Below are 25,367 nucleotides of genomic sequence, written 5' to 3' on the forward strand. Positions count from 1 at the left end.
GTAGTAGTGAATTTATCACAATTTAAATGACGACTTGCAAGTCGCACACTATGACATCTGCTGACTTCCTATGATTCGTTGTTACTATGGCTGATGAAACCACTCATAGGATCTCCCCGGTTAAAATACGCTATCTTTCTCATCACCTATCCGCCATGTCTACTACCAGTCCTCTGTTAGCTATTGGACTTCAACTTGTTCAGCAGTCTTATCCGAACTGTAAGCCTTATACATGATTTCTGTCCGTCGGACCAATGGTTTGCCTCAGGCTTCCTTCAGATTCCATCTCACAATGGACACCCTTGCCTTGTTGGCTATGTGCTTCCCGCTAACAGGCGCACTTAGGACTTTCACCTTTAAGAATAACGTTCGCGCCGGGCGAACTGACATCCTCCCCCGCCTACAGAGGCGGGGGCTTCCTTTCGCAAAAAGCGAACCGTCGGTTCTCGTTCGATGACACCACTGTGTCAAGCATAAGCGAGCTATCCCCGTGTGCCCCACGGTTTTTTCTATATTCCTGTCACTGCAGGCTGTACATAAGACGCATACCCTCATTCCGGATATTGACTGCAGCATTGACATCCCTGTCATGGTGTGTACCGCATTTCGGACAGATCCATGCACGGATTCGCAGATCCTTCGTTTCGGTATTCTTATACCCGCATACACTGCACAGCTGGCTGCTTGCAAAGAAACGGCCTACTTTCACCAGCTGTTTTCCCTGTTCTTCCATTTTGTACTTCAGGAAATTCACAAATATCCCCCAGCCGTTATCCAAAACGGATTTGCCAAAGTGCAGCGCCTGTGACATTGCTTTCATATCGAGATCTTCTATACAGACGCAATCATACGCATCTGCAATCTTTCGCGATTGTTTGTGTAAAAAATCTCTGCGCTGGGCCGCTACTTTCTCATGCATTCTGGCAACCCGGATCCGCTGCTTTCCACGGTTTTTGGAACCTTTCTGCATTTTTGAGAGCTTTCGTTGTTCTCTCTTTAATTTCTGTTCCGCTTTTCTGTAATATCCCGGATATTCCGGTTCTCTGCCTTCACTGTCCCTGTACAGTTCCTGCATGGAAAAATCCAAACCAAGAAATTGATGCATGGGCTGTTTTTGTACTTGGTTTTCGTACTCGAACAGAACGCTTGCATAATAGTCCCCGCCCGGATTTTGACTGATGGTGACCGATTTGATCCGGTAATCTTCCGGTATCGCTCTGTGCTGTTTGACCTTCACATACCCTGCTTTTGGAAGCTTCAGGTGCCCATTTTCAAGGGCTACCGTGCCCTTCTGGTTATTCGTTGTATAAGAAGCGCGGGTTTTATGTCTGGATTTGAATTTCGGAAATCCAACTTTCGGATCCCGGAAGAAGTTATTATATGCCTTTTGCAGATTCATCTGTGCATTTGCAAGGGCTAGACTGTCAACCTCTTTCAGCCACGGAAATTCTTTTTTGTACTGCGCCGGGGTATTGTTCCGTTTCTTTTTCGTTTTCTCGTAATATTTGATTTTATCATCCAGCATTTTATTATAGATGAACCGTACACAGCCAAACGTTTTGGCAAACAGTGTTTTTTGTTCCCTGTTCGGATATATCCTGAATTTATATGCTTTGTTTGCCATAAGACCTGCCCCTTTTGCGGCTTTTTTCTCCCTGTGACTCAATATATTTTCTGATGACTTCTATTGGTGCGCCGCCTGTTGTAAGCAGGCAGAAACTCTGGCTCCAGAAACATTCTTTCCACAGTTTCTGCCGTATCTGCGGAAATTCTTTTTTCAGGAGTCTGCTGCTTGCACTTTTATATGCATTTATGAATTTGCTGATTTCTGAATTTGGGTGCGCCCGAAATAAAATCTGGACATGATCTTTATCATAATTCCATTCCTGCAACATAATGTTATACTTCGGTGCAATATACACAAAGATTTCCTTTGAACGTTCGGAAACCGTTTCATCAAAGACCTGCCTGCGGTATTTGACAACAAGGACAAGATGGTAATACAGCAAAAATACCGAATGTGCATTATTGTCTAATTCCATATATGTTCAGCCTTTCTTTTTTTCTTCGACTGATTTTATTATAACGCTTCTTATCCTGTATTTCAATATTTTATGACGGACGCAATTCATCCCCCACTTTAGAAGTCGGGGACTTCTTGCTGAGCATAGTTAAAAACTGAAAATGATACCTTCTATATTGTTTGCGATGAAAAAAGCGTATATCTGGTTACAGAACAACTTCCCATTGATATGGATTTAGCGCTCATTATTGATGACACGATAAATCAGTATAAGCATAAAACTCCTATGCCACTCAAGTCAAAGTTTAAAAAAATTTTTGATGATGCCTGGGGAAAGGCTCATTTGATGCAAATGGAAGATCTGCCGGCTGAAGAAAAATATGCTTTCTCTCTCTTTTACAAAAAGGCAAACGACACCATGACAGATGAAGAGAAAGAAAAAGATGAGTGGAGTTGGGATGATGAAGATCCTGTTGCTGATAAAGCAGACTTTTTGTACAGCTATAAACTCGCTGCTGACGTATTACAAAAAAAACGGTTATAGCTATGAATACGTAAAATTCGTTGCCGAATTAGACCATCACGATGTGCCAACTTTTAAAAACGATCTTGAGTGGTTGTATGACGGATTCTTTTGGCGGAGCACAATGGCAAAGTATATGTAATATCAAATGAGGAAGAAAAAATGGAAATAAGAGAGATGCTTTCTGAATCAAGAGCTGAATTCTCCAGGCAGTATAATATTCCTGTGCGAACTTTGGAAAACTGGGAATCCGGTAAGAGCAGCTGTCCTGAATATGTTCGTCAGCTTCTTGAAAAAGCTGTAAGGGAAGATGTGATGTCACAATAAAAATATCTAAATAGGGTGTACGTTTTTATACATTGTCAAATGGACAATAAAATGTTAAAATAAAGTCAGAGATTCAATTATTGAACAAAATGTAGACCATATCTAAGAAGTTATTTGTACAAAGAGGAAAAAATGAGTAAAGGTAAGAATATTGCTTATGTAAGAGTATCAACGGTTGAACAAAATGAAGCCAGGCAACGAGAGGCACTGGGAAAATATAATATTGATAAGTGGTTTATTGAGAAGGCATCCGGTAAAACGATGAAAAGACCTAAACTTCAGGAAATGCTGGGGTTCATTCGTGAAGATGATGTCGTATATGTGGAAGAATTTTCCAGACTCGGCCGGACTGCATATGATCTCTTAAGTATCGTGAAAAGAATCGAGAATACTGGAGCAAAGTTCGTAAGTCTCAAAGAAAACTTTGATACATCGACACCGACAGGACGTTTGCAGCTCACCATGATGGCAGCCATTGCAGAGTTTGAGCGAGAAATGATTCTGGAACGGCAGCGGGAAGGAATAGCCATTGCCAAAAAAGAAGGACGCTACAAAGGAAGAAACAAAATCGTTGTTCCTGGAATCGAAGAATACTATAATCGTTATATGACCCGACAGGCAACGAAAACGCAGATTGCAAAAGAATTGAAAATAAGTAGATGTACGCTTGACCGCTTGTTCCGAGAATATAAAATAAGTCAATGAAGAAATGGAGGCGCAATTTATGTATGAAAAAAATATTAATATTATTATGGGAAACCAAATCGCCACTTCATATGTTCGGAAAAGGGATTGTTATAATCAATTGAAAGGTTTCATGCAGCATGAATATCCTGGAAAGATTTGTGCTTTATATGGCCTACGAAGAACCGGAAAAACAGTAATGATGTATCAGTATATATCAGAACTATCGGATAAAGACAAAGAAAAAACAGTATATATTCTTTGCCTACGGGAATGTGATATGCTTGAATTGCGGCAGGCAATGGAAGATTTATACGATAAAGGCGTTCGCAACTTTTTCCTAGATGAAATAACGGAAGTTACAGACTTTCAAAAATATGGAAATACTTTTTCAGATTATTTTGCAGCAAAAGGAGCTAAAATCGTTATCGCTGGAACGGACTCATTGGGAATTATGCTTGCGCAATCCGATATTTTATATGATAGGATTCAAATGATACATACATCCTATATTCCTTTTGCGGAGTTTTCAAAACTTATCGAAAATGATTCCGTAGATGAATATATTGAATACGGAGGAACATTAACAAAAAGTCCATATAAAACATTGCAGGCCAGCGAAGAATATCAAAATACCGCTATTGTTGGAAATATTTTACATTCATTGGAGAAAAGCGAAGATGCAAGAAGGTATGGAGCTGCAATAACTGAGTTGTACGAACAGAATGAATTGAAATCTGTTTTGAATAAAATGATTAATAAGTTCAGCTATTACACTACGGTCAAAGCAGTTAACAAGTGTTTTAAAAGTGCCCCGCTGTATTCTACGATCCATAATATTCAAGAACCATCTTATGTGTCACTAATTAACACGGAAGAAGCCAATCAGGCAACCAAGAATGCTTTGGGAATTAAGGATTTGGATGAAATGCAAACGTCTTTAAGTAAGCGACATCTGGATGAACTAAAGAATTACTTGTTGGAACTCGAACTATTTCTCGAAATTCCATCATATATTTCATTGAATAGTGGGGAACGTTCTGAAGATTTAGAAATTTTTATGCAACCAGGTATGATATATGCCCATTCAACTGCTTTGATCAAAAATTTGGCGGATGATTCTATGTGGAAGGATACTTGTGGTATAGCTGACAGAAATTTATTTATTTTAAGAGCAGATCATTTCGTAAAAGGAATTTTACTTGAAAATATAATTCTTGCGGAAACATATAAAACATTCCAAAAGATTGATCTGGATCGTTATTACGTATCACAATTAAGCATCACCTTGAGAAACAACAACCAGCATGTTGAAGCTGATATGATACTGGTTGATAAGCAAAAAGGAGAAAGCTATCTGTTTGAAGTAAAATACTCTAATCAGATCGTAATAGATCAAACAAAGCATTTAAGAAACACTGATTTTTTGGAATATATAGATGAAAATTTTGGAAAGGTGAAAAGCCGTTTGGTACTTTATACGGGAGCTTCTTCAAAACAAAATGATGTACTTTATTTGAATGCAGCAACGTATTTAAAACGACTTTCGATAGTTTCCAATACTCCACGGCCAGAGATAAAACAATTACTTAATGAAAACTGCAATACTTCCAAACCAAATCTCAAGACTACATCAAGAAAGAAACCACGTAAACTATAATGAATAGAGAGCTATCATAATCACATTAACTTTAAAATCCGTGTCAATTATTGACACGGATTTTTTTCATAGACGAGGAGTTGATTTTTTAATATTTTTCTTTTTAGGTTGATCGGGAGACATATATATTTTTTTTGATTTAAGGATAGATCTTGATTGATGGACTATTAATTTGTTTAATTCAGTTACTCTCCATTTTGGTAAACCGTTTGATGAATCAGAAAATTCAAAGTCCTGTAAATTTCTTAGATCTGATCTTATATCTGGAGTCATTACCATGGCTGCAGTTTCTGAAAAGTCTGTACCGATTCGTGGAATTTTTTCGCTCAAATAGGAATCGAGATCACGAAAATCATCTTCCATTGCGTATGGTAATAAACTTTGATTGTGATCGAATACAGGTGCCATTTTTATCGGTTGAAGAGTATCAGTTTGAAATAATATTCCATAATTTCCTTTGTGACGGTCAGTGTTGACTATAAGGGCATCTAAAACTAGCATTCTACGAAAAGCGTTTTCGCTACCAATAGAAGAAAAGTATTGCAGGGTTTGGGCAATACCGGCTTCTACTCCGATGCATTTATAAGTTGGAGCGAAACCATATTGCTCATTTGTAAAAAGCGGACATTTAGAGGCTTTTTTTTCATGGTAATTTACAACATCGTATGGAACGGAGTCTGGACAAAATACAGCGGCTAGTTGTGAAGCATACATCTCACTGTATGGCTCAAGCCCAGCATTCGCACCACCTTCAGACCCTCTTTTCATGAGGAAAATTTGATTGTCTAAACGAGTCCAACACTTTGCAAAAGTTCCATCAGTAGAAAATTCAGGGGAAGCTGTTGAAAAATGTTCACCATATAAACCACCTTCAAAGGCTATCCGAGCAACAACGTCATCGAAAGGATTTTGGAATAACGAAACATTATTCCAGGAAAGATGACTCTTTGCTGGACGAACCCAAAACGTATCATTTAAAGTTGCAGCATGTGTAACTTGAAGGAAGCCTTCTAAATCATAACAGTTGCAACGCTTAAGCAATTTTTCAATGTGCTGGCGATTGCTAGGTGCTCTACGATTTTCGATCCAGTCTTTAAATGTTTTGAAACCAATTGGTAATTGTGAAAATATATGATGAATTTCAAAATATAAGTCATTAAATTCATCTCTTGTACAGCTTACAGTTGCAACAATATTATCTTTATTCATTAATTCATATTCGTTTGTATTAAAATATGATACTGACATTTTTAAATCACCTCCGTAGTAATGGAACTATATTAATTTTATCATTTTCCTCAAAATAAAACAACAACTGTAAATGTGGAAGAAAGCTATTTATTATTTTTTTTTCTGTGAAGCTTTATGCAGCTGTTCTATTTTACGCTGTAATATTTTCATGCTGTCAATATCTGATTGTGCAGCAAGTGTTCGAAGATCTTCTAAGGTCCACTCTTCTGTTCCTGCTGCATCGAGAAAAAGCGCAGCCTGTTCTTCAGAATGGGATGGATCATAAATGTATTCCTTTGCAAGTCTCTCACGTTCAGCCTGTTCTTGAATGTCTAGTTCTTCTTTGCGTTTTATTTTAGAGTCATGAAAAAAAGATGACCAGATTATTCGACGTTTAACGGGAATGTGTTCAAGCTGCTTCTCTTCTTCCTGGGCAATTTCATTTTCTTTAGCTTGATATACTTCCAACTGCTTTTCAAGTTCATCAATTCTATTATTCAGAATAGCAATTTGTTTTTCATAAGAAGCTGCAGTTCCCTGAGATTTCTGCAGCGATTCAGTCGCATCAACGAGTTGTTGCTGAATGGAAATTTTTTCTTTCTCTGAATCCTGCAGCTGATGAAAAATATCTTCCTTCTCAATGGAAATTTTTTCATGCTCCTTCTGCATAGCATTTATTCTTTCTTGCAGGTCACCTTTAGATTTATGTAGATCATCTTTCTCTTGCTGGACGGCAAATTGCTGCTGCAACAAAGCGGACATTTCGTTGTAAGCGTCTAGTTGGTTATGAATCAATGGAACGTATTGCTCCATTGATTTTTGAATCTGTTCAATATCTGCACTGCTTTTTTTTCAATATAATATTTCTTCCGAATAGACTGAAAAATTTCTACAGAAGAATTTTTTACGGAATCTTCCAACATGGCTACGAGATCTTCCGGATCTTGATCGAAAAGACTGATCATGCGTAATTGCCATGATGTAGTATCCTCATTTATATAAGGAAGCATTTTTTCAATCCAATCTTTGGGAAATCCCAAATTCAGTAATAAACTTATTTTTCCACGCGCATTTTTTTCCTGTTGAGAATCTAAAATTTCATTACGTTTTTCTTCAGAATATTTTTGGAAAGCCATTTTCACTACTCCTCTTTATCTCTTTTGGATCTTTTTTAATTTTGATAAACGTCTGGATGCCTGTTGCAAATTTTTGATTTCTTTCTGTAGTTGTTTTTCTTTTTTACTATTAGATTCTTTTTGGTGTATCAATTCTTCGATCGGATAGTTTTCTTCGATCTCATCCAATCGGTTTTCAAATTTCCCTTCCATTTCAATAGGAACAGCGGCATTCGCAAATGCACTTTGAATGGAAAGATATTCGGAAATGACATTCTCTGTTTCTGAATCTTCACGGCTAGACTGTATTGCACGAAGTTCTCTTCGAATGGAATCGGTCATTTGATTCAATTCATCCAAGCGGGAGGACAAATCCTGAACGGTTCGAATTTTATTATCTTGCACGGTTTGCAGGTCACGCAAATTTCTATCAGCCTCTTTTGAATATTCTCGAATGTTCCCTGTGCCACTAGTAACTGTGCGTTCGGAATTTTTTAACCTCCAGTATGGAATCATATAACGTTTTTGATGCTGCGTAAGGTATAAACCATTTGCTGAACGAAAACCAGAGCCGATGGAAGATTCAAAACCTCGAATATGTGGTGGCAGTCGTTTTAATGATTCTGGAATTTCCATCTTATTTAATGAAATGCGCTTTTGAATACTTGCGACAGTGTATGATTTTCCAAGAACGTAATTTCTACGGTATCGTCCGGCCGGAGTTTTAAAATCTTTAAATGAAAGATATTCAGAATTCCATTTTTGTGAAAACCCAATTTTTACTTGATATGACTTCCTCATTATAGAAAGAAAATCATCGTAGGAATCAGATTGCGCTATTGCCATGTCAATAGCTTCACGTAATCGTTGACTTCCGGATGGATCTTTCTTTTCCCTCCATGTTCCATAATCAACGCCTTTTCTTTTTCCTGGAACGTAAGTCAATTTTTTCAGTCCATATTTTTCGCAAAGCTGATCCGTTATCGGTTGAATGTTACTCTTCCACTGTCCATCTGAATAATGATACTTTACTCCGTCTACTAAACTGACAGAATTAAAAACTATGTGAGCGTGCATATGCGCGTGATCTGTATGGACAGAAAAAACGTATTCATATTTTCCGGCGAGATATTTTTCACAAAAATCCTGAGCAATATTGAAGCAGGTGATAGCATCCGTTTCGCCTGGTGCGAAACTAATAATGAAGTGATAACATTGTCGGCCATCCAATTTGCGAAATTCTTGTTTTGTTGCCATCATCCGGTTATATACTTCCTGTGTAGTGGAACCCGCGTTTCCTCCGATATAACGCTCTTCTGTTTTGTCAGGATTCAAAATATAATCAATGCAATTATAGAGTCCTGCGTTAGGATTTCCGGATTTCCGTTCTTTGACATGACTCAGTTTGGTGATTGCCATTTTGAAATCTCCTCTTCCAATTTTTGAAAATCAAACTCTAATTTTTCAAGCTGCCGTTTACATTCAGAGATTTTTTCCAACATTTCTTCCGGATAAAAAGATCCTGCCGAATTTTTTTCGATCTGCAAAAGTTTGCTGTCAATATTGAGTAAGGCCTGTTCGACTTGACGAAAATTCTTTTTTAAAAAATGAAAATTTGAAATTGTGGAATCGTGTAAAACGCTGCATAAGTATTTTGAAATATTTATTTTTGTGGATTCCGGATTTTCCATTTTTGCTTTTTCTAAAAAAATATCATAATCAGTTTGAGAAATTCGAATGGCAACTACCTTCGTCAGTTTCTCAGAGGCAGTTGCTTTTTTATTTTCTTTTTCCATCAATACTTTCCTCTTTTCTGTACTCGGTGATAAAAATTTTCGAGACAAATCAATTAAAAAAAGCCCATGGACGTTTTACGACCATGACAAAAATATCCATGGACGTTTTATGACCATGGGCTTTTTGTGGAGAAAAATGCGTTTTTTATGAAAATCCCGGAAAGCCGCATAAACACTGGGGCTGCAGGCTCATGGACGTTTTACGACCATAAGAAACACATTCCTATTTCTTAATTAGCAAGATACGCAAATTGTAAACAATTTGCATCTTGTTAGGGAGTCCCCTAAGACCCCTTTTGCTCGATTTTATATCGAGCGTAGGTATAAGGTAATGTAAATTTTTACAATTCTTACTTAATGTAGATGAGATAATCTTCATCACTGTCTTCAAAATTTGTTTTATCACCATCATCAGTTGTGTTTGTTTCTATGTTCAATGCTCCAACAATTCCATCCATCACTGCGTCTGTGATGAGTTTTTTCAAAGAATTTTCTGGAGTGAAAATTGTGTCATATGCTTTTATTGCTTCAAGAAAAAAATCAGTTCGGTTTGCAAATCCATATTCATTGAAGCGTTCAATTTTTGAAATCAATTCGGGATTGCTCACATTGAAATGATAATTTTTGCTTTCCATTTGCTACCTCGATTCTATTTGAAAAACGGGACGTCCTCACCCCAAAAGGATGTCCCGCAAAAAATTAGTCAGCTAAAAACTCAAGATCATTTGAATCATAATGAGAAATTTTTTGTTCCGGAACAGTGCTGGATGTTTCTTCTGTTTCAGAATTTTCTTCTACGTCATCAGTTGATTCTTCTGAAGGTGCAGAATTTCCGGTCGATTGTGAAACTGAATTTTTCAACTCAGGAGAATAAGTGCTCTGCAAAAACTTCCACATCTCTTCAAGATCTGGCTTTCCATTTTTGCTTGCAGACTTCAAATAAGCTAAAGTCTCTTCGTAACTTTCTGTCTGATACTGAACAGTCAAACGTTCCTCTTCTGCCATAAGTTTATTGAGTTTATCCTTTGTCTTTTTGATTTCGGTCTGAACCTTTTTTAACTTTGCTGTTGTTGCCTGAGTTTTTTTTCTTTCCATTTTAGTTACCTCACTTTTAATTTTTTATGAAACACAGAATAGTGATTCTGCATTTTTCTGATTATTTTGAAATGTGTGGTGTGAAAATAATTCATTATTTTTGTATAGGGACAGTCTGTGATGCACGATAATGGACTGTGCAGCGTGATGATAATTTGCTTTGCACTGCAATTTCTTCTTGCGAATGAAAAAAAGTAAACTGCTTAATAACTTTAATATATTTCTCTTTATTGAATGGCTGCAGTGCCTGCAGTACAATGGCAGAGCGTATTTTTTTTGAAAAGAGGCACGGAAGATCGAGCATCCTGGCCCTTAATATTTTTCCGGTTGATGTATCGAAAAGTGCTATGAATAAATTTATTCCGTACTTACAATTCGGAAAAATAAATTGTTTGCTCTGCCATGTGTCTAAGTATGGAGAATATGAGATGCTGCACCAGTCAGAAGATCCAAAGCGAAAAGAGATAAACATGATTTTTGAAAATTCTGTAATTCGAATTTCAAATTTTTTTTCGAATCCATCCAATTCTTTCAAAGAAGGATTTGCTCGAAAAATAAAAAGCACTGCACCAACTTCATCAAAATGTATATACGCACTATCTGGATAGCCGATGTATTTTCTGATACTGCTGGATGGAAATTCGTCTGCGCATCTATTTTTCTTCTTCATAAAAAATCGTATTTACAGTCTTGGTGTTTTCTTTTTCTTTGGTTTTCTCTTAGCAGTTTTATTTACAACTTTCTTTTTTTCTGAATTCACTTCTAGTTCTTGCGGAAGTAATTTTGTTGCAAGCTCTGGAAAAGCTTTAACTATTTTTTGATCCAGGACAGTTGAGTGTTCCCTAAATAAGTCAAACATTTTCCGCATACTTTTATCCGGATGAAAATTGTTCGGATCGGATTTTTTCCAATCTTTGTAATGACCAGAAAGATGACTCTTTCTTTCGTCGGTTATTTCAAGCCCATAGTGTTGACAAAACATAATACTCATAACATCAGCTTCAAATTCTTTTTGATGCAAATTTGTATTCAGAGATTCTTCGACAGATCCATGTGCAAGAGCGTGTCCGAATTCATGTGTTAATGTTGAGAAAGCAGCGGTATCCTGTAAAGTTGAAGCAATATGAATTTCGTGTTCTGACGGACTGTGATAGCCATAAAGGGAAACTCCTTTAATATTTTGTTCCTGGTCTTGCAGAAAAACTTTAAGCCCAAGATTCTCTTCACAGTATTCTTTTAATATATTTGTGCAGCTTCTGTGAAATTCAGATGGAATTCCACGGTCAAGAAGCTTTGGATATTTTTCCGGAGGAAAGTTTGTCTGCGTAATATCAAATGTATATCCTTTTTTGAAATACGAAAGTTTCTCTCCTTCTATTTCTCCGACATCATAAGCGGCCTGCTGTTCTTTGGATGCTTTACTATAAGGAATATCTCCATCATCTGTTTTTAAAATAGTGATCGGTGTATGGACGTACACTTCCATTCCATGCTCACCTTTTTTTACAGAGTAACCAAGTTCTTTCCAGGCTTTAAAGGATTTACAGAGTAAAGCTCCTCTTTGCTGTTGAGCAATGAGCATCATGTTGCGTGGTGAATAAGCGTAAGAAAATTTGCTGGAGAACTGTAAAAATTCAACAATCTCTTCCGGATTTTGATTCCATCCATTAATAATCTCATTGATTTTCTTATCCAGACTTTCTAGTTCCTCTGATCTGTTTTTTTTCTCTTCGGCCATAAGGTATACTTCCTCTCTAAGTTACTTTAGTTTGCTTGTTTCATATAAAACTGCAGCATAAGACATAATTTTTCCGGTGGAAGAGTTAAACAATCTTTGATCTTCTTTTCCGGGATATGCCGATTCATAGCTTCTGTGATGTTTGATACTTCATCTTCGGAAAGTTCGAGTATATATCTTCGGATAACATCTTCCAGATTCCCGGAAAGATCCCAAGATTGACGCACATCATAAACAGAAATGGTTTCTGCGGCAGATTCTTCATCTGCCTCCAAGGAGGATGTGTTGTCTGACGTATCATAAATTACAGAATTCATTTTTTCGTTGACAGCATTCTGTAATTTTAAAGTGGCACTATCATCTTCCAATTTCTTTAACTGTTGAAGCAAAAAAAGATTTCCTTGCGGGCCATTCAGTTTCGGATCATCCAGATCCAGAGAACAAAATTCATCTTCGCTGAGTTCGAATAACATGCCGGAAGATTTCCCTTCTTTTAGATCATCGCGTATTTTTGCTTGAAGACCTTCATCCGGAAAATAAAATTTCTCCTGGTGATTTACTGTATGCAGGTTTCCGTTTTTATCACGGAAAATTTCAACTGGATGGGTATAAGGTCCATATTTTTTTGCCTTCAAATAAGAGGGATCATGGAATGGCTTATATTTTTTGTCGATGATTGGTTTACTTGCAAATGGAAGAATGATGCAACTGTCTTTATCCATTTGTGCAACTTCATTTGCATCCATAAGCGAACGCTGCAGGCGATCGTAGCTTGTGCTGCTGCTTCCGTTTTGACCGTATGAAACACTACCGGATGCCTTTTCGATTGTGGCAGCACCCAACATTTTACTGATAGTTTCCTGGGTGTCATACGCACCACGGCCGGAACCAAGAAATAAAAATACAGCACAGGAATCCATGAATACTTTCCATCCGTCACCCTTGTACATGGTTTGCAGCTGACTAATTGATTGCAGGAACAGCATGACAGCAATGTTACGAGATCGAAGGGTTGTGATTAAATGTTCAAAACCTTCCGGCCGTAACCCGTTGCCAAACTCGTCCATCCAACACTCAACACGAATAGGAAGAACACCATGGTAATTCTGATCTGCTTCTACCAAAAGTTCATCGAACAGCTGTTGATAAAGCATATTTCCCACAAAATTGTAGCTGCTATCGTTTTCTTTTAGGACTAGAAATAATGCTACTTTACTTTTTCCATCCCTGTGCCAACCGGTTCCAAGTTCCCATAAGTTCATATCATCTGCTTCAAAAATGCGCTGAATAGATTTCGAATAAAAGAACTTGAATTTTCCATTTAAAATTAAAAGAACGGAAGCAACTGTTTCGGGCGCACCTTCTTTTAATTTACGATAATCTCTGACAGCTGGATGATCTGGATACATATCTGCTAATGCATCCATTAATAAAGATAATTCTGTGGACTCTTCTTCATCCTCAGAGCGAGGTGGTACTTTTTTACTTTCCAGCTGCATGAGCTTTGTTACTTGATTTAAAGTTTGCGTAGCATATACAGGTTCCCATTTTAAACCGGCTTCTGCAAAAATCTTTTTTTTATCTGGTACAGATACAGCCCACACGAAATAAAAGAGAGACTGCAGATAAAGAGCGCAACCATCATCCCAGAAAGGGTCGCCTTTTTGGGCATCCGGGGGTTCCACAGACTTGAAAATATTCATAATCAATCGTGGAATATCATCTTCTGTTCGGATATAAACAAAAGGATTGTATCGATCAGAAGATTCCATGTTTTTTAAGTTCAAAACACGGATCTGATAACCGTTCTTTTGCAAATAGTTTCCATATTTTTCCACAAGTTCACCTTTAGGGTCCATGAATAAATAGGAAGAAATACATTTTAAAATATTTGGAGCAATCACAAATAATGATTTACCGGTACCAGGAGCACCGACAACAATCATATTATTATTTGGAAAGGATTTCGAACCGGATAAAGCCTGATTTACGTGTTTGGAAAGAATGCGGTTATTTTCCGGATGCTTAAGATCGGCCATGCGTTTATTTGCAGTGTCCGGATCATCCCATTCTGCAGAACCATGTTCGATGTCTGAATGTGTGTTGCGATGCGTATCCAAATAAAACGCAAGAAAAAATACCCATCCGGTCAGACCACATCCAAGACTAATCAATGTGTACTGATTAAAACAGCGCCATGGATGATTCATCCATGACGCTGTTTTAAGATTTATATCATTACCAGGTTCACCCAAAATACCTGCAAATACAAGGCAGATTAATTCGACCAAAATAAGAATAAGCACAAGACTTTTAATTGGAATCTTTTTTTTCTTTATCATTTTTTCTCCTTATATTAAAGCTTTAAGTCTTTTTTCCTTATAGGGGAAGATTTAGGCTTGTGTTTAGAAGCAGGATTTTGAGAAAACTTTAAAATCTTATTTTGATTCTGGCCGAACTGTTTTGTTATGTTTTTGCGTCGAACTGGATCATAATAAGGTAGTATTTGCGCTCCTTTCATATTCAATAAAGGATTCGATGTTGGTGAATCATTTTTAAAAATTTCATATTCCTTTTGTGGATCAATTGCTGAAACAAGAGTTTTTCCGTCATCAGCAATGGAAAAAAGAGGAAGTTTGATATGCAATTTAGAACCAGGAATACGAGAAATAAAAGTCTTGTCATCCATAATATCATCAACAAGACTACAATTAATGGTAACGGGAAAAGCTGCTTCTTGAGTAGAAACATCTGGAGAGCTTTGTGAAACAGTTTTTTCCATAGATTTTGCTTTTGATGATTGCTTTTGAGGAGCTTCGGACGGAGTTTCAGTTTCTGCATACGGAATATAATCTAAACGATGTGTTTCGTCAGATTGTTCTGTATACTTGGAAAATTCTTTTCCAGACAGACTGCCGGAAGGAGTCTGAAGAATCCCTTTTTCATCCGGACGATAGACATTATAATTTTTTTCCGGATCAAGAAAAATAATAAAGCCCTTACCATTGTCAACGGAAAGAGCTTCCTGAATACGAACATATTCTCGGTCACCTGTCTGCAGCGCAATTTCATCTTCTCTTCTGGCAGCTACTCTTTGAGAAGGAATATATCGTTCGATTAACCCTGGTCGGTTCTTTAAGGTTTCATAACGATCGACTTCTTTCCCAGCCAGGGCTTGCTCAAAAGACTGTGCATTCAGATTTTTTCCTTTCTGCCAATTTTTTGGATCGGTTTTTTCCTTTATTTCCGGCGAAGCTGTTTTCATATAATCTTCCTCTGACATACGGCCAGAATCAAAATATTCTTGTTCAGTTATATCTTCTACCAAATTTTTAGCTGCATCCGGAAATTCTTCTAAATATGCTTTAATAGCTGCTGCGAATTGTTGCAGAGATTGATTCGCAACGGCAATCTGGATGTGATTATCTCCATATTTAAGATCCGGAAGAACAGAATAGTTCACGCCACGTTCGTCCAATATATCCAGGAATTGCTCTAGTTGCTCATTATCTTCCGAAGCATCTCCGAGTGCAAGACTTTTGATTTTATAATTTCCGGAAGTAAGAGCTTTCAACTCTTCAAAATCCAGTGGACCACCAAGATCGAGCTGGTTTGTTACATAAGATTCGTATAATGCCTGCCATTTTGCAACGTCTTTTCCACGTATGGCAATTTGCTGGCAGGAATCCTGAATATCCAGATCAGGAAGGAGACAGTAGGTAATTCCAACCTCTGTCATGGAATCCATGAGTTTATCCAACTGTTCCGGATCGCGTGTGGGGAGATTTGCGATAATATAATCTCCATCACAGGCTTTCATGAATTGTGTAAAACTTTTGAAGTCTGACGTGGAGATTATATGTTGCTTATGTAGTTTCATACAAAATTGAATCAGTCGGAAGGGAGAAAGCAGAGCTTTATTTACTACCTTTCCGGTTACACTACCTGCGGAAGCTGCTGCTTTAACAGCCCCTTTAAGAACAATCATTTCTGTGTTGACCAAGATAGCAAGGTCACCACTTCCACCTGCATCTTCAGCTGCCATTTTTAATACCTCCTTTAAATAACCTTTTTAGTTGTCTTTTTTACCTGCTTCTCGGGTTTCTGCTCAGGACGTTGCATTTTAGAAAGTAATGTATTTGTTCTTTCCTGCAAATTACCCAATGTACGCTCCATAGCGTAAATCTTACGCTGGACAGAAGCAATCTTACCCTTTTCTGGGTCCCACGGGACATATTCAAGAAGTTCTTTTCCGGTCAATGCCCGGCCAACGTTTTTTACACTATTGGAAACATCTTGTACGGCCTGCTTTGCATCGTTCAGCCGCTGGAATAGTACATCGAGAGAATCCTGCGTATGCTGCATTCCCTTTTGCAACGAAGCCAAAGCTTTTGGAACATGAATTTTTTCAGCAAACGATAAAAGCGCATTTTTTCCAGCAGTTTTTAATTTACTCTTAGTCTGCAGAACAACATTGGCAAGGCGGGACTTGTTAAGTGTTATGAGTTTTTCACTCTGATCAAGATTATTCTGTACAGTATCAACACTGTCAGAATCATTAAAAAATCTTTCGTCAATAGAATTTACCTGTTCTTTGAGTTCCCGGAATTCTACTTGCATTTTCTGATGCTCTTCTTGTAATTTATCCAGATGACTTCCGAGATATTGCAACAGATTAGCTGCTTGAGACATATCATTTTTCAGAAGAGCCTGTAGTATCTCTTGAAATGGTTCCTGATCAACCAATGGAAGAGATATATCCATAAGATTTTCCATTTTTGCTTGTTGATGTTCTGCCTCCGGACTTTCCGGAGTGGTGTTTTGATGCTGCATAACTTCTTCATTGTTGGATGAAGGGATACTAATTTCAGGTGCAGAATTAAGATCAAGGACAGCAGTTTCTTCTGGAGTTTGTTCGGAAAGCGGAACTGCAACTTCTTCGTTTGGCTTTTCAAGAGTAATAGAACTTCTGGTTGGCCGCTGTGGAAGTTGTTTTCCAGAATTTAAACATTCCCTTGCTTCTCTTACATAGGAAAGTAGAGCATTTGCATAAGATACATTTTTTGAATCACAATTTAACTTCTGCAATCGTTTGGCTCCAAGTTCTGTATCGTTTAATTGTTGATGCCGCTCAAGGTAATCCGATAAAGCAGGTGGAGTGCTGTGCGTAACGCCATCCATTAACGTGTCGGCCACTTTAACTTTAGAAAGATCAAGGAATGCATTATACTCCTGCGGCGTACCATTCATCAAATAATGAAGTTCATAATTAAGAACACCGGATTCTTGGTGAATCAAAAAGCTATCTGCGTCTGATAATGGGATTTTGTCTCCGACGGACAACTTTTCTACTGTACTTTGCAATATAAAAATCATAGGCTCTTGTACATCTAATTTACTTTGAGAACCCCATGTTTCACGGCGTTGCTGCATAGTAGCCAAAGGGAGTTTGATTCCATTTTTAATCTCTTCATCTGGCATTCCAGAAGCTTTTTCCAAGTTGATTTCATTAAGCTCATCATTAGTCAGTTGATATATGTACCTTCGAATAACATCGTCCAAAAGCCCGGTCAAGTCCCAGTCTTTCTTTCGTTCTTCAAAATTATTTTCAATTTCTTGTGACATAAGAACCCTTCTTTCTTTTTAGTTCATGTGTTGTAACTGATCCTGAAAGGATGTTGAAGTGTTGGATAAACGATTGGCTGTACGTTTCATTCCATATAATTGCTGAGAGTATAAAGTGATCGCGTGTTCTCTTTGATTTAAAAGGTATAGATTGATTTCCTCTAATTCTTCGTTGGAAAGTTCGAGAGTATGACGATCCAGAAGAGTTTTTAATGTGGATGAAAAATCCCAATCCTTTTTCCGGGGGCCCAGTGACTCTGACATATGGTTTCCTCTTTTCTACAAGTCAAATTTTACTCATCGTTTTTTTGGGACGTTTCAGTGGATGCTGCGTAGGACGTGACTTCTGTTTGCGCTGCTCTTCATATTTGTGGTCAATATATGATAAGTCCTGATCGCGAAGCGCACGTACATTTTCAGCTCGTAATTCATAGTCAGATCCATTACTTGGCTTACCTTCTGCAGCGAGATCTGCCTCGATTTCATCAAGAGATTCATAGTATGATCGGTAAATACTCGCAACTTCTTCCACGTCTTCCGGGGTATAACCATTTTTCAAGGCAATAATTTTATGCTTTTGGACCCGAGGATCTTCTTCTTGCTCAACAGTCTTATTTGGTTCATCAAATGCTATTTCCTGATCTATTTCTTGACGTAATTTTTCTGCTTTCATTAGGTCAAGTGTAGACACCATCGCAGATAAAAGCTGTTTTTGATTTTCAACCAGTACTTCTTGTCGCTCAATTAATGTATCTATATCCATAGTTTCTTTCTCCTTTTTTGTAATAAAAAAGACTGCTTAGCAGTCTTAAATGATTGGGCGTTTTTGGGAACATTTTGTATGCTTGTTTACTGTTTTTTGCCTTTTGAAAATATTATTTGAAAAGATATTCTTTTTTGATATATTCTTCTAACGTCATTCCTGCGGCAGCAGATTCCTGATTAAGTTCTTCCTCTACAGGAATTAAATCCGGAACATAATCTGTAAATAGCGGCTCATCAGGCAAATCTAAACCAGAATTAAGGCAGTATCTACATTTGGATACATATTTATCAAAATCTGTCAAGTATTTTTGCTGCCATGATCCTTTCTTTACAGATTGCTCGTTAAAAATCTCGTGAATTTTCATGGATTTCTCAGAAAGTTCCGCTTGCATTTTGTCAATAGACTTATAGTATGATCGGCAAATACTAGCAATTTTCTCCGCTTCTTCTGGAGTATAACCCTTTTTCAAGGCATTAATTTTATGTTTTTGAATCCGAGGATCTTCTTCTTGCTCAATAGTTTTTTTCAGTTCAGCAGAAAGCTGTTTTTTATCTTTGATTGGTCTTTTTTGTTTTTGAATTAATGCATTAATATCAAATTTCATATTTCTTTCGCCTCTTTCATTTTTTCTCACTTTTATAATAACAGAAAATTAGGTATATGCAAGAAGCCGGGGATAGATTGCTGAACATAGGTTAAAGGGTTGGCTGTTTTTTTGTGGCTTTCTTATTCGTTGTTTGCTGCTTTGGAGAAATAAAATCATTTGCAGCATATTCCTCTACCGTCATTCCCGCAGCAGCAGCTTCCTGCTTAAGTTCTTCCTCTATTTTTTGCCTTTCTGCAATTAAAGCTGGATCGTAATCTTTTAACATCGGTTCATCGGGTAAATTCAAACCAGAATTAAGGCAGTATCTGCAGTCGGATACATAGTTATCGAAATCTATCAAGTATTTTTCCTTCCATGATTCTATCTCTACAGATGGCTTGTCAAACAGAACATGCACTGTTACTGATTTATCGGAAATTTCTTCATGTGCTCTCAAATACAGCACCAGCTTATTTAAAAGAAACAGTCCATTGGTACGGATTTTCTCTGCAAGTTCCGGTGTATTACTGGATGCCACCGAATCATAATACTCAGAATCATATGCATACATAAGTGCCATATTATGAAGGTGATCGATCAAGGAACCCTCATAATCACCGAAATCCTGGCGGCCTTCATAGGAAAAATTTTCTTTCCCCATATTATAATTCAACAGGAATTTTGTCTTTTCATAATAGTGGCCGCCATATTGTTCTCGAATATCGGCATCAATTAATTCAAACCTTTTATTTGCTTCTGCGATCGGAATAACCTCGCCATCTTCAAAATCGTTACACTCTGACCAAGTTATTGTAACAGTAGGTTCTTTACAGCGATCCTGATAGTCCTTTGCAACACGTTCGATGCAATCATATTCGGAATAAATACTGCTGTCAGCATACATATCATATGCCTCTTTTGCGAGATCTTTCGAATATTTATGTGGTACATCATATGAATTTTCCAATTCGGCAACCATAAAACTGGTAACAAATTCTTCGTGGGCTTCCATAACTTCTTCGGCCGTCAAGGTATATTCTTTCCCATCTCGTTGTATTTTCATGTTTTTAATTCTTCCTTTTTTTGATTTGTGGTTCAAAAAAGGCAGCCTCAAAATTAGGCTACCTTTTTCGGAAAATTTATAAGTATCAGTTTTCCTTGGAGACTATGAATTCCAGTTTTCGTTCTCCATATACGCTATTAAGATGTTATTGAGGCGCGAAATATTATGTTTATTTTGCTCGATTTGCTTTTGAATCCAGTTTTTCTGTGTCTGATTTGTAATGTCACTTAAATCATACTTAATAATAACGTAAGTATCATCATATTTTGAGATTGCCGGTGAATCCATGGGAAGAAAAATCCACTCGCCAAATATGTCTCCGGTTTTGTATAAGTAATCATCTACAACCAGAACATATACGCCGGTATGTTTGATTTTATTGATTTTGTTCTGCATTTTTCTCCATTTCATTTAAGGCAGATTCAGAAAGTGGTGCATCACCGGCATCAGAAGTATTATTGGAATCTTCCTGGTGCCCTGTGGTGTCTGATGTATTTGCATCCATTTTCTTCATTTCCAGTACCTCACTCTCTGTCATGCCGGCAAATTCAAAGGAAAAGTCCTGGGAATTTTTGTTGTATGTAACCAGAGTTACGGTTCGGTTACTGTCATTCAGTACGAGATAGAATGTTTCCTTACTTGGTTTATAGGTTCCATAGGCCAGATATTCACCTTCCGTTGCTGTGATATTGTTTTCCGTGATCCATTTATGCAGTCTGCAGGGAAGAAACCAGCTTTTATTGTAACCATAAGCGTCTGTACATATGGCTGTGATAGAGTGGGCGGAATCTTCTTTTACCGGTGTGCATTTCTTCAGCCAATCGTCTTTCTCTTCATCAGACATATAGATCCAGTTACTTTGATTGATAACTGGAAGATAGTCGTTATTTTCATAAATATAATCTTCCCCAAGGATATGGTATTTATCTTCTTCTGATACAGAGGAAGAAGTAACCTCCCTTTCACTGGAAGAAGATGTTTCCGTTGTCTGTGTTTCTTTTCGTTGCTCTTCTTTTTCACTCAAACTTCTTTGGTCTATGTAATCGAGTGTTTCCTGCAGCGTGCTTTCTATGGTACGTTCAGACTCAGCTTTTTGGATGTTTTCAATATTCTGTTTGATATAAGAGTCAATTTCGGATTGCTGGTCATCCGATAAGTCTTTTACGGCATCCTGAATCTGCTGGATTGCCTCTTCCTTTTTTTTACTGTAGTCTGATTGCTCCACGGTAATAGAATGTCCAGTATTTGAGTTGCTGGAATCTTTATGGATAGCGACCGCGCCTCCAACCGTTGCTATTGCAAGAGCGGCCGCCGCTATGCTTATGGCAACCTCTTTTTTTGAAAATTTTCTTTTACTCATAAATGCCTCCAACAAAAAATGTCGTAAGAGAAAGATGAAATTTCCCTTAGCGACCTTTTTTTCTTTTTAACACCTTTTTTATTTCGAAACATCAATCATGTAGTCAACAACCTTCTTGTAAAGCTGCCGTTTTTGTTCCGAATAACCGAAATATTCAAATGCAAGATCTGGGGAATATTCGGCTTTTTCGACAAGCCGCTGCATAGCCACCAGTTGCATCAGAACATCCTCTCGTTTTTCTTCCGTATCAAGCTGCAGCTCACTTCCTAGCTGCATCCCAAGAATTAAAATAGCTCCGGCTTTTATCCGTAGGATTTTGCATTCTATTTCTGTTATTTCCATTGAAATCCTCCCCATTTTCTTATAAGCATAGTCCAACCACTTTTTTCTTTAGCATTGGTTTTGTTTTCACGGATGTGATTGGCGTAACTGCCATGTCGGAGTTTACTATTGCAGGTTGTTCATCATCTTCCAGTATAAGAGCATCTGTTCCTTTCTCATCCATGTTCAGGAGCGCATTCAGTTCTGCCAGTCGCTTTAGCTTTTCAGCGAGTTCTTCTTCCTGTTGGAATGGTTTCGTTACTTCTATTTTCGCTGATTCTAATTGATTAGTTAAGGTTTCAAGTCTGTCTTTGGCTTCGGCAAGCTTATCCGGCATGGTTTTCAAAACATTGTTCAATCGAATAATATTTCCAACTGGATCAGGACCAATCTCAACAGGGTGGTTCATAGCTCCCTTAAGTCTCAAAACGAATTTTCTATTAAAGGAATCGAATGCTATATTCATTGAAAATCCGAGATATGTTCCGATTTTGGCAGTTCCATCCGCATCAGTTTGAAAAAATTTTATGATAGCGTTTCCTGCATCCTTTCTTGTGTCATACACACCTGATCCAACCTGCATATGGAACTTATCTTTGCTTGTGGCAGCATTTTGTTCATAGAGAGCTATATCCTGTTCAAGTTTTTCGATTAGTTCTTTCACCATAACGATTTGGCGTGGATAATGCTGAACAATATTATCTTCCATCCGGTATTTTTGACTTGTATAGTTTGCTTTTAACAGTCTTAAACGTGATACCTGAATGTCAAGATCCATTTTTTCTTTGATATATGGATTTCCGGTTGCAAGAGCCTTTACTTCCGCATAGGATAGAGCGGATTCGTCTACATCTTCACAGCTACGGACCGGCGATTTGCTTGTCATGATCTGGCTGATGAATTTTTGCTTGTTTTCGATCAGCTGCCAGGAATAAGCATCAAATGTTCCTTCTGTAACATAACGGAATATTTTTACCTTGCGGTTCCGGTTTCCCTGCCTTAAAATACGTCCTTCCTGCTGTTCAATGTCAGTCGGTCATTTTTTGCGGACAGTTCATACATGCTATCCTTTTCTGTTCTCTGCTCCTGCGTTTGCTCTCGTTTGATTTCTCCCTCCGTATCTTCTTGGCACAAGCAGGACAATACCTTGATGCACCAGAGCCCGGGACATATTCAACGCCGCACACCGTACAATTTTTAGCGGGCATTGCTGCCCACCGTTTTGTAGGTATGATATGTAATTCATCGACAAAGCCGATGAATTTATAGTAAATCTTGATTTCCTGCTTCACTGTTCCGTCTGCCATCTTCTCACGCTCCGAAACAAGTATCTTGTCTATGAGTGCGTTTATAACTGTTGCATCCAGTTCTTTTAAGCCTTGATAATTTCGGATAAGGGCGAGGAAGTCACGGATTCCCCGTGATTTCTCGTAGCTTTCATTAAGAGTTTCCGTCACCTCTTTCAGCCTTGCTTCAATTTCAAGCTGCTCTTTCTGGTATTTCCCCGACATCATCTCAAAATTCCGCTCGGTAATACGCTCCATGACCTTATCCTCGTAGAGAGAGGAAAACAGCCTGTCCAGTTCCGCAAGGCGTTTGTTCAGCTTCTTACGTTCTTTCTCTAATGCTTTCGCCCTGCTCTGGTCTGTTTCCGTGAGCCGCTTTTCTATGGCCCTGACCGCCTTTTCATCATTCACTGCCATATCCGCAAAACAGTTGATGTCGGCAAGAACGGCATTGAATAAATCCCTTGCTTCTATATTGTGGGCACTACACTCGCTTCTTCCGTTTCTTGCATAATTATTACATGAATACTGTACACAGTCGATAATCTCTGGGCGTTTCCTCCTGTGTACGTTCATTGCCCGCAGAGCACATCCGCAGTCCACACACTTGATAACGCCTGCAAAAATATTTACAAATCCTCCCTTGTTCTGTGGAAGCCTACGACTTGTAATAAGCTGTTGGACAATATCAAATTCCTCCTGCGTGACTATTCCCTCATGGGTATTGGGTATCACTTCCCATTCTTCGGGCAGCTTAGAGGGGCGTTTCTTGCTTTTCATATTGGCGGCAATCCGTTTGTAGCCTACAAGATTTCCCGCATATATCGGGCTTCTTAAAATGCTCCTCACGCTGTTCCCACTCCAAATATAGCGTTTGTCCTCGTTCCCCTCAAAATGACGTTCAAAGCCTGTTTCGCCACGCTCCGCCGCATAAGCGGCAGGGCGTAGGATATGCTGTTTATTAAGATGTCTGCAAATTTTGGCAACTCCATTCCCTTTTAATGCAAGGTCGAATATCTCTTTTACAACATGTGCCACTTTATCATCTATCAGCAGATGGTTGTGGTCGGCAGGGTCTTTGATATAGCCATAAGGGGCGGTAGTTCCCATGAATTTCCCCTGTTGAAACCTCGCCCGATATGCCGATTTTATCTTAACAGATATGTCAGCGGCATACATTTCGTTTAAAATGTTGCGGAAAGGCGTGATGTCCATAGCAGATTTATTCAAGGTATCTACGCCGTCATTGACCGCTATATACCTCACGTTATGCTCTGGGAAGAAAACTTCCAGATATAACCCACAATCAAGATAGTTTCTCCCCAGACGGGATAAATCTTTCGTAATCACGCAGTTTATCAGACCGCTTTCAATGTCTTTTATCATATTCTGGAAACTTGGTCTTTGGAAATTTGTACCAGAATAACCATCGTCCACATACGTTTTTGCTATGTGCCATCCCTGCTTTTTCACATAATCCGTGAGGATGGATTTCTGTGTCGCAATGCTCGCACTCTCGTTATCCGTACCATCGTCTTTAGATAAGCGGCAATAAATGCCGACTAAATAGATTTTCTTTTCTTCTTTGATTCCTGCCATACTGTAAAACCTCCGTATCTGTCCTATCTGTTTTCATGTCCCATTGCGTACATTCTAAGCGGACAGCCCCTCATTGTCGAAGGTGTCGCCCTCGGCAATCTTCTTCCGAATATCCTCGGAGATAATCGGGACAAACGCTTCTGTAACGGTCTGTGTGCCGACATATTCACGGCTGATTATCATCTGCACTGGTGCTTTTGGCACGATACGCTTTCTCTTTTTATCTGCTTTCTTATCCTCGCCCATACTTAAATCTTCCTTTCCAGACAGGGCAGGGAAGAGTTTGGAAATGTCCCCGCCCTGCCAATCAGATACCATTAATCCTCGCTGTTTAATTCTTTCTGTAATGCTTTAAGGAGTGCCGCCGCTTCATCAGCGTTCAGCGTGATTCCCTTGCCGCACTTTTCACGGTTCGGGGAAAAGCTGCGGATGTCATACTTCGGCTCTTTCCCATTCCATGAAATGAGATTGATTTCCTTTGTGTAGCCACTGTCGCCCGTAGACAATACTGCGATTTCCTTTACGATTTCATACTGGATTTCTCTCATTCTCCATACCTCAACTCTCTGT

Annotated in this window: 28 protein-coding genes and 1 pseudogene; 4 read left to right on the forward strand and 25 right to left on the reverse strand. The window is 38.3% G+C overall.

Annotation, left to right across the window (positions count from 1 at the left end; all coding sequences use genetic code 11):
• Nucleotides 1-520 precede the first annotated feature (520 nt).
• Together DWX00_RS18570 and tnpA are read right to left on the reverse strand one after the other, a co-directional pair.
• Nucleotides 521-1,624 carry an RNA-guided endonuclease TnpB family protein gene (locus DWX00_RS18570; protein WP_055265145.1) on the reverse strand — a complete coding sequence of 368 codons (1,104 nt, stop codon included), beginning with the start codon at nt 1,622-1,624 and terminating at the stop codon, nt 521-523.
• Nucleotides 1,605-2,042, reverse strand: coding sequence for an IS200/IS605 family transposase (gene tnpA / locus DWX00_RS18575; RefSeq protein WP_117812949.1), 438 nt, complete (start codon nt 2,040-2,042; stop codon nt 1,605-1,607). Before tnpA ends, DWX00_RS18570 begins: the two co-directional genes overlap by 20 nt.
• 210 nt (nt 2,043-2,252) lie before the next feature.
• Here tnpA and DWX00_RS18580 point away from each other — a divergent pair, with 210 nt between their 5' ends.
• The 4 genes from DWX00_RS18580 to DWX00_RS18595 all read left to right on the forward strand — a co-directional run bounded on the left by DWX00_RS18580 (nt 2,253) and on the right by DWX00_RS18595 (nt 5,217).
• Nucleotides 2,253-2,567, forward strand: coding sequence for a hypothetical protein (locus tag DWX00_RS18580; protein ID WP_117812948.1), 315 nt, complete (start codon nt 2,253-2,255; stop codon nt 2,565-2,567).
• 141 nt (nt 2,568-2,708) lie between these two features.
• Nucleotides 2,709-2,873, forward strand: a complete 165-nt coding sequence (locus tag DWX00_RS18585) for a helix-turn-helix domain-containing protein (protein ID WP_117812947.1) — start codon at nt 2,709-2,711, stop codon at nt 2,871-2,873.
• Between the two features lie 132 nt (nt 2,874-3,005).
• A complete protein-coding gene (locus tag DWX00_RS18590) occupies nt 3,006-3,578 on the forward strand; it encodes a recombinase family protein (protein WP_055265151.1) in 573 nt (190 codons plus the stop codon).
• A gap of 19 nt (nt 3,579-3,597) precedes the next feature.
• A complete protein-coding gene (locus DWX00_RS18595; RefSeq protein ID WP_055265153.1) occupies nt 3,598-5,217 on the forward strand; it encodes an AAA family ATPase in 1,620 nt (539 codons plus the stop codon).
• 66 nt (nt 5,218-5,283) lie between these two features.
• On the opposite strand, the gene DWX00_RS18600 is transcribed toward DWX00_RS18595, so the two are convergent.
• The 23 genes and pseudogenes from DWX00_RS18600 to DWX00_RS18710 all read right to left on the reverse strand — a co-directional run bounded on the left by DWX00_RS18600 (nt 5,284) and on the right by DWX00_RS18710 (nt 25,345).
• Nucleotides 5,284-6,465: a HipA protein gene (locus DWX00_RS18600; RefSeq protein ID WP_117812946.1), complete on the reverse strand. Its 1,182-nt coding sequence runs from the start codon at nt 6,463-6,465 to the stop codon at nt 5,284-5,286.
• A gap of 93 nt (nt 6,466-6,558) precedes the next feature.
• Nucleotides 6,559-7,260 carry a hypothetical protein gene (locus DWX00_RS18605; RefSeq protein WP_118595991.1) on the reverse strand — a complete coding sequence of 234 codons (702 nt, stop codon included), beginning with the start codon at nt 7,258-7,260 and terminating at the stop codon, nt 6,559-6,561.
• Nucleotides 7,239-7,583 carry a hypothetical protein gene (locus tag DWX00_RS18610; RefSeq protein ID WP_118595992.1) on the reverse strand — a complete coding sequence of 115 codons (345 nt, stop codon included), beginning with the start codon at nt 7,581-7,583 and terminating at the stop codon, nt 7,239-7,241. The genes DWX00_RS18605 and DWX00_RS18610 overlap by 22 nt, the downstream gene beginning before the upstream one ends.
• A 15-nt stretch (nt 7,584-7,598) precedes the next feature.
• A complete protein-coding gene (locus tag DWX00_RS18615) occupies nt 7,599-8,981 on the reverse strand; it encodes a relaxase/mobilization nuclease domain-containing protein (protein ID WP_117812944.1) in 1,383 nt (460 codons plus the stop codon).
• Nucleotides 8,963-9,358 (reverse strand): hypothetical protein, encoded by a 396-nt coding sequence (locus DWX00_RS18620; RefSeq protein ID WP_117805178.1) that lies wholly within the window; start codon nt 9,356-9,358, stop codon nt 8,963-8,965. Before DWX00_RS18620 ends, DWX00_RS18615 begins: the two co-directional genes overlap by 19 nt.
• 350 nt (nt 9,359-9,708) lie before the next feature.
• A complete protein-coding gene (locus tag DWX00_RS18625) occupies nt 9,709-9,993 on the reverse strand; it encodes a hypothetical protein (protein WP_117805179.1) in 285 nt (94 codons plus the stop codon).
• Between the two features lie 64 nt (nt 9,994-10,057).
• Nucleotides 10,058-10,453 (reverse strand): hypothetical protein, encoded by a 396-nt coding sequence (locus DWX00_RS18630; RefSeq protein ID WP_117812943.1) that lies wholly within the window; start codon nt 10,451-10,453, stop codon nt 10,058-10,060.
• Between the two features lie 94 nt (nt 10,454-10,547).
• Complete coding sequence (locus tag DWX00_RS18635; protein ID WP_117805181.1) at nt 10,548-11,123, reverse strand: hypothetical protein; 576 nt, start codon at nt 11,121-11,123, stop codon at nt 10,548-10,550.
• A gap of 12 nt (nt 11,124-11,135) precedes the next feature.
• Nucleotides 11,136-12,191 (reverse strand): ArdC family protein, encoded by a 1,056-nt coding sequence (locus DWX00_RS18640; protein WP_117812942.1) that lies wholly within the window; start codon nt 12,189-12,191, stop codon nt 11,136-11,138.
• 26 nt (nt 12,192-12,217) lie between these two features.
• Complete coding sequence (locus DWX00_RS18645; protein WP_118595993.1) at nt 12,218-14,533, reverse strand: VirD4-like conjugal transfer protein, CD1115 family; 2,316 nt, start codon at nt 14,531-14,533, stop codon at nt 12,218-12,220.
• Nucleotides 14,534-14,547: 14 nt separating this feature from the next.
• The gene (locus DWX00_RS18650) at nt 14,548-16,236 is read right to left on the reverse strand and encodes a hypothetical protein (protein ID WP_118595994.1); all 1,689 of its coding nucleotides are present in this window, start codon (nt 16,234-16,236) and stop codon (nt 14,548-14,550) included.
• 14 nt (nt 16,237-16,250) lie between these two features.
• Complete coding sequence (locus DWX00_RS18655) at nt 16,251-17,816, reverse strand: DUF6674 family protein (protein ID WP_117805185.1); 1,566 nt, start codon at nt 17,814-17,816, stop codon at nt 16,251-16,253.
• Nucleotides 17,817-17,834: 18 nt separating this feature from the next.
• Nucleotides 17,835-18,080, reverse strand: a complete 246-nt coding sequence (locus tag DWX00_RS18660; RefSeq protein WP_118595995.1) for a hypothetical protein — start codon at nt 18,078-18,080, stop codon at nt 17,835-17,837.
• 22 nt (nt 18,081-18,102) lie between these two features.
• Nucleotides 18,103-18,579, reverse strand: a complete 477-nt coding sequence (locus tag DWX00_RS18665) for a hypothetical protein (protein WP_117805187.1) — start codon at nt 18,577-18,579, stop codon at nt 18,103-18,105.
• 112 nt (nt 18,580-18,691) lie between these two features.
• The gene (locus tag DWX00_RS18670) at nt 18,692-19,186 is read right to left on the reverse strand and encodes a hypothetical protein (protein ID WP_117805188.1); all 495 of its coding nucleotides are present in this window, start codon (nt 19,184-19,186) and stop codon (nt 18,692-18,694) included.
• 91 nt (nt 19,187-19,277) lie between these two features.
• Nucleotides 19,278-20,231: an LPD25 domain-containing protein gene (locus DWX00_RS18675; RefSeq protein WP_118595996.1), complete on the reverse strand. Its 954-nt coding sequence runs from the start codon at nt 20,229-20,231 to the stop codon at nt 19,278-19,280.
• Between the two features lie 102 nt (nt 20,232-20,333).
• Nucleotides 20,334-20,627, reverse strand: coding sequence for a hypothetical protein (locus tag DWX00_RS18680; protein ID WP_118595997.1), 294 nt, complete (start codon nt 20,625-20,627; stop codon nt 20,334-20,336).
• A complete protein-coding gene (locus DWX00_RS18685; protein WP_118595998.1) occupies nt 20,608-21,591 on the reverse strand; it encodes a hypothetical protein in 984 nt (327 codons plus the stop codon). Before DWX00_RS18685 ends, DWX00_RS18680 begins: the two co-directional genes overlap by 20 nt.
• A 78-nt stretch (nt 21,592-21,669) precedes the next feature.
• Nucleotides 21,670-21,933, reverse strand: a complete 264-nt coding sequence (locus tag DWX00_RS18690) for a hypothetical protein (protein ID WP_117805192.1) — start codon at nt 21,931-21,933, stop codon at nt 21,670-21,672.
• 607 nt (nt 21,934-22,540) lie between these two features.
• A pseudogene (locus tag DWX00_RS20760) lies at nt 22,541-22,948 on the reverse strand (helicase); the annotation flags it as partial.
• Complete coding sequence (locus DWX00_RS18700; protein ID WP_001820670.1) at nt 22,941-24,797, reverse strand: recombinase family protein; 1,857 nt, start codon at nt 24,795-24,797, stop codon at nt 22,941-22,943. The pseudogene DWX00_RS20760 and the gene DWX00_RS18700, both read right to left, overlap by 8 nt.
• 54 nt (nt 24,798-24,851) lie before the next feature.
• Nucleotides 24,852-25,043 carry a hypothetical protein gene (locus DWX00_RS18705; RefSeq protein ID WP_001820669.1) on the reverse strand — a complete coding sequence of 64 codons (192 nt, stop codon included), beginning with the start codon at nt 25,041-25,043 and terminating at the stop codon, nt 24,852-24,854.
• Between the two features lie 71 nt (nt 25,044-25,114).
• On the reverse strand, nt 25,115-25,345 hold the full coding sequence (locus DWX00_RS18710) for a YdbC family protein (protein WP_001206986.1): 231 nt from the start codon (nt 25,343-25,345) through the stop codon (nt 25,115-25,117).
• Nucleotides 25,346-25,367 lie beyond the last annotated feature (22 nt).

It is taken from the genome of Blautia sp. AF17-9LB, assembly GCF_003479185.1.
GTDB lineage: Bacteria > Bacillota > Clostridia > Lachnospirales > Lachnospiraceae > Fusicatenibacter > Fusicatenibacter saccharivorans.

What these genes read in the sequence shown, in the direction of transcription:
- DWX00_RS18635 (WP_117805181.1), bottom strand. Translation starts at nt 11,123, where the DNA reads ATGAAGAAGAAAAATAGATGCGCAGACGAATTTCCATCCAGCAGTATC.
- DWX00_RS18670 (WP_117805188.1), bottom strand. Translation starts at nt 19,186, where the DNA reads ATGAAATTTGATATTAATGCATTAATTCAAAAACAAAAAAGACCAATC.
- DWX00_RS18645 (WP_118595993.1), bottom strand. Translation starts at nt 14,533, where the DNA reads ATGATAAAGAAAAAAAAGATTCCAATTAAAAGTCTTGTGCTTATTCTT.
- DWX00_RS18615 (WP_117812944.1), bottom strand. Translation starts at nt 8,981, where the DNA reads ATGGCAATCACCAAACTGAGTCATGTCAAAGAACGGAAATCCGGAAAT.
- DWX00_RS18570 (WP_055265145.1), bottom strand. Translation starts at nt 1,624, where the DNA reads ATGGCAAACAAAGCATATAAATTCAGGATATATCCGAACAGGGAACAA.
- DWX00_RS18630 (WP_117812943.1), bottom strand. Translation starts at nt 10,453, where the DNA reads ATGGAAAGAAAAAAAACTCAGGCAACAACAGCAAAGTTAAAAAAGGTT.
- DWX00_RS18655 (WP_117805185.1), bottom strand. Translation starts at nt 17,816, where the DNA reads ATGTCACAAGAAATTGAAAATAATTTTGAAGAACGAAAGAAAGACTGG.
- DWX00_RS18685 (WP_118595998.1), bottom strand. Translation starts at nt 21,591, where the DNA reads ATGAGTAAAAGAAAATTTTCAAAAAAAGAGGTTGCCATAAGCATAGCG.
- DWX00_RS18580 (WP_117812948.1), top strand. Translation starts at nt 2,253, where the DNA reads ATGGATTTAGCGCTCATTATTGATGACACGATAAATCAGTATAAGCAT.
- DWX00_RS18665 (WP_117805187.1), bottom strand. Translation starts at nt 18,579, where the DNA reads ATGGATATAGATACATTAATTGAGCGACAAGAAGTACTGGTTGAAAAT.
- DWX00_RS18585 (WP_117812947.1), top strand. Translation starts at nt 2,709, where the DNA reads ATGGAAATAAGAGAGATGCTTTCTGAATCAAGAGCTGAATTCTCCAGG.
- DWX00_RS18660 (WP_118595995.1), bottom strand. Translation starts at nt 18,080, where the DNA reads ATGTCAGAGTCACTGGGCCCCCGGAAAAAGGATTGGGATTTTTCATCC.
- DWX00_RS18605 (WP_118595991.1), bottom strand. Translation starts at nt 7,260, where the DNA reads ATGGAGCAATACGTTCCATTGATTCATAACCAACTAGACGCTTACAAC.
- DWX00_RS18700 (WP_001820670.1), bottom strand. Translation starts at nt 24,797, where the DNA reads ATGGCAGGAATCAAAGAAGAAAAGAAAATCTATTTAGTCGGCATTTAT.
- DWX00_RS18600 (WP_117812946.1), bottom strand. Translation starts at nt 6,465, where the DNA reads ATGTCAGTATCATATTTTAATACAAACGAATATGAATTAATGAATAAA.
- DWX00_RS18690 (WP_117805192.1), bottom strand. Translation starts at nt 21,933, where the DNA reads ATGGAAATAACAGAAATAGAATGCAAAATCCTACGGATAAAAGCCGGA.
- DWX00_RS18710 (WP_001206986.1), bottom strand. Translation starts at nt 25,345, where the DNA reads ATGAGAGAAATCCAGTATGAAATCGTAAAGGAAATCGCAGTATTGTCT.
- tnpA (WP_117812949.1), bottom strand. Translation starts at nt 2,042, where the DNA reads ATGGAATTAGACAATAATGCACATTCGGTATTTTTGCTGTATTACCAT.
- DWX00_RS18595 (WP_055265153.1), top strand. Translation starts at nt 3,598, where the DNA reads ATGTATGAAAAAAATATTAATATTATTATGGGAAACCAAATCGCCACT.
- DWX00_RS18680 (WP_118595997.1), bottom strand. Translation starts at nt 20,627, where the DNA reads ATGCAGAACAAAATCAATAAAATCAAACATACCGGCGTATATGTTCTG.
- DWX00_RS18650 (WP_118595994.1), bottom strand. Translation starts at nt 16,236, where the DNA reads ATGGCAGCTGAAGATGCAGGTGGAAGTGGTGACCTTGCTATCTTGGTC.
- DWX00_RS18610 (WP_118595992.1), bottom strand. Translation starts at nt 7,583, where the DNA reads ATGGCTTTCCAAAAATATTCTGAAGAAAAACGTAATGAAATTTTAGAT.
- DWX00_RS18675 (WP_118595996.1), bottom strand. Translation starts at nt 20,231, where the DNA reads ATGAAAATACAACGAGATGGGAAAGAATATACCTTGACGGCCGAAGAA.
- DWX00_RS18590 (WP_055265151.1), top strand. Translation starts at nt 3,006, where the DNA reads ATGAGTAAAGGTAAGAATATTGCTTATGTAAGAGTATCAACGGTTGAA.
- DWX00_RS18620 (WP_117805178.1), bottom strand. Translation starts at nt 9,358, where the DNA reads ATGGAAAAAGAAAATAAAAAAGCAACTGCCTCTGAGAAACTGACGAAG.
- DWX00_RS18640 (WP_117812942.1), bottom strand. Translation starts at nt 12,191, where the DNA reads ATGGCCGAAGAGAAAAAAAACAGATCAGAGGAACTAGAAAGTCTGGAT.
- DWX00_RS18625 (WP_117805179.1), bottom strand. Translation starts at nt 9,993, where the DNA reads ATGGAAAGCAAAAATTATCATTTCAATGTGAGCAATCCCGAATTGATT.
- DWX00_RS18705 (WP_001820669.1), bottom strand. Translation starts at nt 25,043, where the DNA reads ATGGGCGAGGATAAGAAAGCAGATAAAAAGAGAAAGCGTATCGTGCCA.